This is a genomic window from Sphaerobacter sp. (assembly GCF_019683595.1).
Lineage (GTDB): Bacteria > Chloroflexota > Chloroflexia > Thermomicrobiales > Thermomicrobiaceae > Sphaerobacter.
Genome location: NZ_JADGHZ010000187.1, coordinates 1 through 6,677 on the forward strand (window position 1 = coordinate 1; position 6,677 = coordinate 6,677).

The window sequence follows — 6,677 nt, forward strand, 5'->3', positions numbered from 1 at the left end:
TTGTGGGAGAGGGGAGAAATACGCACTACGGGTGACGGATGACGGATGATGCATGACGCATCACGTATGACGTGCTACTCGCGCCGGGATGACCAGGCCGGCGTTGTAGCGCGCGGCGAGATCGTCGAGGGCGTGGTTGAGCCGGTGCCGCCGCAGCGGGTCGTCGCCGAACATGGTGAGCTGGATCGCGGCCGGGGCGAGCCCGGTCACCCGCACGCCGAGCAGGCGCACCGGCGCCCGGCGCTCCTCCAGCAGCCGGGTCACCAGGTCCGTCGCGACTGCCGCGATCTCCCGGTGGTCGTCGGTCGGCCGGGGCAGCCGCCGCTGCCGCCCGACCGTCTCGAAGTCGCTGTAGCGCAGCTTGACCGCGACCACGCGGCCCTGCAGCCCCTCCCGACGGAGGGCGCGTCCGGTCCGCTCGGCGAGGTGGTAGAGGGCGCGCTCGATCTCGTGCTGGTCGGTGAGGTCCTGGCCGAAGGTGCGCTCGTGCCCGATCGACTTGGCCGGCTCGCGCTCCGGGTTGACCGGCCGTGGGTCGATGCCGCGGGCGCGGGCGATCACGTCGTCCGCCCGCCGGCCGAAGATCGGCCGCAGCGCCGCCGCCGGCATCCGCGCCAGCCCGCCGAGCGTCGTGACGCCGATCCGCTGGAGCCGTTCGACCGACTTCGGGCCGATGCCGGGCATGCGCTCGACCGGCAGCGGTGCCAGGGTGATTGCCTCGGCGCCCGGCTCGACCAGGCGCAGGCCGTCCGGCTTGTCGAGATCGGAGGCGATCTTGGCCACGAGGCGGCTGGTGGCGACGCCGAGTGAGACGATCAGCCCCAGCTCTTCGCGTACCTGCCGCTTGATGGCGCGCGCCGCCTCCAGCGGGGGGCCGAAGCTGCGCTCGGAGTGGCTCAAGTCGAGATACGCCTCATCAACGCTCACCATCTCGACCAGCGGGCTAAAGCGCTCCAGGATGGCGCGGAAGCGGCCCGATAGCTCGCGGTAATAGGCGTGGTCGCCGGGCAGGAAGACGCCGTGCGGGCAGAGGCGGACCGCCTGCGCGATCGGCATGGCCGAGCGGACGCCGTACGCGCGGGCCTCGTAGCTGGCGGCGGCGACCACGCCGCGCCCGCCGGGCCGCCCGCCGACGATGACCGGCTTGCCCCGCAGCTCCGGCCGGCGCAAGATCTCGGCGGCGGCGAAGAAGGCGTCGAGGTCGGCGTGGACGATGACCCGCGGCCAGTGCGTCGCGACGCTCATGGCGCGGCTCCTCTCGTGGGTGTCAGGCGTCGACCCTCACGCTCTGGCTCCTCTCCCACCCCTTCGGCTCCGCTCAGGGTAGGTGCTTGGGAGAGGGGACCGGGGAGCGTGGTCCGTGTTGCGTGTTGCGTGTTCCGTTCTTTTCCCCTCTCCCCTGGCGGGCTCCGTCCGAGCGGGGCCGGCACGGTGCGGGGTGAGGGGGATGTCCCGTTCTACTCCGCCCCGGCAGAATAGAACATTCGTTCGTATCGTAGGGCAATGTCCGTACGCTGTCAAGGGGGATGATGCGGAGTCGCCTTGCTACAATGACCCCCGATGCTGCCGTAAGGGAAGGGGGTTGCGATGGGCCAGGCTGGCGAATCGCGCTCGCGGCCGACGTTCGAGGTCGTCGTCGCCCGCGATGTCATGGTGCCGATGCGCGACGGGGTGCGACTGGCGACCGACATCTACCGCCCGGCACACGATGGGGAGCCGCTCCCGGGGCCGTTTCCCGCGCTCCTCGTCCGCACGCCCTACGACAAGAGCGTGCCGCACACGGTGGAAACCAAGGGGCTCTTCTTCGCCCGGCACGGCTACGTCGTGGCGATTCAGGACGTGCGCGGTCGTTACGCCTCCGAGGGAACGTTCAGCTTCCTCGCCCAGGAGGCCGAGGACGGGTACGACACCGTCGAGTGGCTGGCGGCGCAGCCCTGGTGCGATGGGAAGGTCGGTACCTTCGGCACCTCCTACCTCGCCTGGGTGCAGAACGCGCTCGCCGCGCTGAATCCGCCGCACCTGGCCGCGATGTACGTCAACCAGGGTGGCTCCCAGGCGCACTCCAGCACGGTGCGGCACAACGGCGCCTTCGAGCTCCGCTTCATGGCCTGGGCCTTCATGGGCGCGGCCACCAGCCCGGAAGCCGCGGCCAACCCGGCGGTGCGCCAGGCCCTGGCGCACACCCGCTTCCGCGACTGGCTGCAGCGCCTCCCGCTGCGCCCCGGCCAGAGCCCGCTGGCGCTCGTGCCGAGCTACGAGCGCTGGCTCTTCGATATCTGGACCCGCGGCGACTACGACGAGTTCTGGTCCCAGCCCTCGCTCGACTTCCTGGCCCACGTCGAGCAGCACGCCGACGTGCCCATGCTCTACACCGGCGGCTGGTACGACTCCTACACTCGGGCCACGTTGGAGAACTTCACGGCCTTCTCGGCTGCCAAGCGCGGTCCGGTCCGCGTCATCATGGGCCCGTGGACGCACGGCACCGAGATGCCCGACCGTACTTGGGCCGGCGACGTGGAGTTCGGCCCGGGAGCCGCGATCGCCGGCACCTTCGCGGACAACGTCTACGACCACCACCTGCGCTTCTTCGACCGCTATCTCAAGGGGCTGGACAACGGGGTCGACGACGACCCGCCGGTGTGGATCTTCGTCATGGGAGGCGGCGACGGGCATCGCACGCCCGAGGGGCGCCTGTTCCACGGAGGCCGCTGGCGCGCCGAACGTGAATGGCCGCTCGCGCGCACGCGCTACACCGAGTACTACCTCGGTCCGGGCGGCACGCTCGGGACCGAGCCCCCGACGGCATCGAGTGCATCCACCAGCTTCCGCTTCGATCCGGACGACCCGGTCCCGACGGTCGGCGGCAACATGTCGTCGCTCAACGACTTCGCCCCGGTGCCGCCGGAGATCGTGGACAAGGTGCGGTTGGAGGATCGCTGGGCCAGCATCGTGAAGGTCGGCCCGTGGGATCAGCGCACGACCCCCGATATCTTCGGTGCCCGGCCACCGTACCTGCCCCTGAGCAGCCGGCCCGACGTCCTGGTGTTCCAGACCGAGCCGCTGGAGGAACCGGTGGAGGTGACCGGGCCGCTGCGTGCGGTGCTGTGGGTCTCTTCCACGGCGGTCGACACCGATGTGACGGTGAAGCTGATTGATGTCTATCCGCCCAGCCCGGATTACCCGGAGGGCTACGCGCTGAACCTCTCCGACAGCATCCTCCGGCTTCGCTATCGCAACGGCCCGGAGCGGGCCGAGCTGATGACGCCGGGCGAGGTCTACCGCGTTGAGATCCCGCTCTACCCGACGAGCAACCTGTTCGGCCGCGGACACCGGATCCGGGTCGACATCTCCAGCAGCAACTTCCCGCGCTTCGACGTCAACCCGAACACCGGGGAGCCGCTGGGTCGCCATACGCACACGCAGGTGGCCATCAACACGATCCACCACGACCGGGATCATCCATCGCACATCGTCCTGCCGCTCATCCCCGTCGAGGAGGAGTAAGCGGACGCCTGAGGACGCCCCGTCCGCGAGGCGCGGACCGGTTGGCGTGGCTGAGGAGAGAGAGGCAGAGGTGAGCGACGCGACCAACCCGGCCGGCGGCGCGCGGCCGCAGCCGCTGGAAGGCGTGCGCGTGCTGGAGTTCGGGCAGGCGGTCTCCAGCCCGCTGTGCACGATGCTGTTGGGCGATCTCGGCGCCGACGTGGTCAAGATCGAGCCGCCGCACGGCGACGCGGCGCGGGGCTACGGTCCGCCCTTCCTCGCCGGGGAGAGCCCCTACTTCCTGTCGGTCAACCGCAACAAGCGTAGCGCGGTCATCAACCTGAAGCACCCCGAGGGGGCCGCGCTCGTCCGCACCCTGGCCGAGCGGGCGGACATCATCGTGACGAACTTCCGGCCGGGGGTGATGGAGCGCCTGGAGCTGGGGGAGGAGTCGCTGCGCGCGGTCAACCCCGGCCTGATCTTCTGCCAGGTCAGCGGCTACGGCCCGCGGGGGCCCTACGCCGGGCATCCGGCGTACGACCAGATCGCGCAGGGGATGTCGGGGCTGATGAGCGTCACCGGAACGGAGGAGAGTGGACCGGTGCGGGTCGGGGTGGCTATCGCCGACTGCCTGGCGGCGCTCTTCGCCACCATCGGAGTCCTGGGTGCCTTTGCCGAGCGGCAGCGGACCGGGCTCGGGCAACGGGTCGACACCTCGCTCCTCGGCGCCGTGCTCGGCATCCTGACCTACCAGACCGGGGGCTATCTCGCCGGGGGCGGCGATCCCAAGCGCGAGGGAAACGACCACCCGGTCGCGGCGCCCTACGGCGCGTTCCCGGTCCAGGATGGCCACATCAACATCGCGGTCGCCAGCGAGCCGGTCTGGCGGCGGCTGGCCGAGGTGCTGGGTCACCCCGAGTGGGTCGACGATCCCCGCTTCCGCACCAATGCCGATCGGGTCCGCAACCGCCCGGCGCTCAACGCGCTGGTGACGGAGGCGCTGGCGGGGGACACGGTGGACGGCTGGGTCGCGCGGCTGAACGAGGCGGGCGTGCCCTGTGGGCCGATCTGGAGCATCGGGCAGGCGCTGGAGAGCGACGTGGTGCGCCACCTGGGGATCATCCAGCAGGTGCGGCACGACCGGGCGGGGGAGATCCCGCTGATCGGCCCAGCCATCGAGCTTGCCGCCACGCCGCCGGTCATCCGCCGTCCGCCGCCGCTGCTGGGCCAGCACACGGCCGAGGTGCTGGCCGAGATCGGGGTGGATGAGGCAGCGTACGCCCGGCTGCGCGAGGCCGGGGCGGTAGGGTAGAAGTATGCCGATCGGGCATTCTTTCCCAGGGCATGGTACTTAAGGTGGGTTTTCATCAGGGATGTTCGGGCTATGGCGTAACGGGCGGTGTTCTGGCAGGATGCGTTTCTGTCAAGATGCCGCAGTCTGAACCTGGCTTGCTGACTCGCGCGGCTCGCGGCGCGGCGCCGGCTATCTGTGCCACGCGGAGGTGCGAATCAGATGACCGTCATGCCTGACGGTGGGGTCTTGCTCGACCATCTGACTCGGTTACTCGCGCGGGCGTCCGATCGGGACGGCGTCGTGGAGGCCGCGCTCGATCTGGTGCTCACCCTTGGTGCGGTTAATGCCGCCGTCTTCCTCTACGACCCTGAGCGAGGGGAGCTGGTTCTCGCCGGGCAGCGGAACCACCCGCCCGAGCTGGTGGCGCAGTGGCAGCGGCTCGCGCTGGACGAGGAGACCCTGATCACGCGCGCGATCCGCACCGGTGAGTTCCAGTTCATTCCTGACCTGTCGGCAATCGCCGACCAGGTGCCCAAGACCATGGATTCCGCTGCCCGGACTGGCTTCCGAGCCGCGGCGGCCTGCCCGCTCCTGGTGGACGGCCAGCCCGTGGGCGCCTTGGCGTGCGGGTTTGCCACGGCGCCGGCCGGAAACGACCTCCCCACGGCGCTGCGCGCCATCGCGCAAGCCATCGCTATCGCGGTGGAGCACTCCCTGCGTTTCAGGCGTGTCCGCGAGGAACACGTCTTCCTCCGCTCGGTTGTCGACCGCCTGCCGGAGGCGGTGATCATCGCGGAGGGTCCGGAGCACCGGCTGACGGTCGTCAACCGCGCGGTGCGGTACCTGCTCGGCAGCGCGCCCTCCGTGGGGATGCGGCTGGTGGACTGGGCGCCGCAGTGCCCCTGCCTTGATGCGGATGGCAAGCGCTTCACGCTGGAGACCCACCCGCTGGTGCGCGCCGCGGCCGGCGAGACCCTGCGCGGCGTGGAGATGAGCGTCGAGCGCCCGGACGGGTCCGTCCTGTTCGTGCTGGGCAACTTCGCGCCGCTGCGCGACCAGGAGGGGCACCTCGTCGGCTCGGTAGGGATCATGCAGGACATCACCTGGCGTCGGGAACTGGAGCAGGAGAAGGACGACTTCCTGGCCGTCGCCGCGCATGAGCTGCGCACCCCGCTCACCACCATTCGCGGCCACCTGCAACTCATCATGCGTCGCGCCGACCGCCTGCCGGAGGACATCCGCGGGCGGATCGAGATCGTGCAGGAGCAGGTGGAGCGCATGACCCAGATGGCGGTCCGGTTGCTCGACGTCTCGCGGATCGGGATGGATCGCCTCGATCTCCACCGCACCGACGTCGACCTGGGCGAGCTCATCACGGGGGTGGTCCGCCGCTACGAGCCGCGCCTGACCCAGCATCAGGTGGTGCTCGCGCTCCCGGAGCAGCCCGTGGTCGGTTGGTGGGACGGCCCACGGCTGGAAGAGGTGCTGGCGAACCTGCTCGACAATGCGATCCGCCACGGCCCATCCGGTAGCCGGATCACCATTGCCGCCAGAGACCTCGGTGACCGGGCACGCCTGGAGGTGTGCGACGAGGGACCGGGTGTCCCCGACGACGTCCGCCCGCACCTGTTCACGCGCTACACCCGGAGCCGCAGCGACAGCGCCGGCGGCAGTGGGCTGGGCCTGGGGCTGTTCATCTGCCACGGCATCGTGTCGGCGCACGGCGGGCAGATCGACGTCGACAACCTCCCGGGAGCCGGCTGCCGGTTCTGGGTGGAGTTGCCCAAGTAGGGCAGGGAGACGGCCCTCACCCCCCTGACCCCCTCTCCCAACGTTGGGGGAACAGGCCCTCACCCCCTGACCCCCTCTCCCAACGTTGGGAGAGGGGGATGTCATGCGT

General features: G+C 70.4%; 4 protein-coding genes. 3 read left to right on the forward strand and 1 reads right to left on the reverse strand.

Annotated elements, in window-relative coordinates; all coding sequences use genetic code 11:
- Window positions 1–60: 60 nt before the first annotated feature.
- The gene (gene dinB / locus IRZ30_RS14645; RefSeq protein ID WP_294086210.1) at window positions 61–1,245 is read right to left on the reverse strand and encodes a DNA polymerase IV; all 1,185 of its coding nucleotides are present in this window, start codon (window positions 1,243–1,245) and stop codon (window positions 61–63) included.
- Between the two features lie 342 nt (window positions 1,246–1,587).
- On the opposite strand from dinB, the gene IRZ30_RS14650 reads away from it, so the two are divergent.
- The 3 genes from IRZ30_RS14650 (at window position 1,588) to IRZ30_RS14660 (ending at window position 6,568) form a co-directional block, all read left to right on the forward strand.
- Entirely contained in the window at window positions 1,588–3,504 is a 1,917-nt protein-coding gene (locus IRZ30_RS14650) for a CocE/NonD family hydrolase (RefSeq protein ID WP_294086212.1), read from the forward strand.
- 46 nt (window positions 3,505–3,550) lie between these two features.
- Window positions 3,551–4,795, forward strand: a complete 1,245-nt coding sequence (locus IRZ30_RS14655; RefSeq protein WP_294086213.1) for a CoA transferase — start codon at window positions 3,551–3,553, stop codon at window positions 4,793–4,795.
- Window positions 4,796–4,996: 201 nt separating this feature from the next.
- Entirely contained in the window at window positions 4,997–6,568 is a 1,572-nt protein-coding gene (locus tag IRZ30_RS14660) for an ATP-binding protein (protein WP_294086214.1), read from the forward strand.
- Window positions 6,569–6,677: the final 109 nt, after the last annotated feature.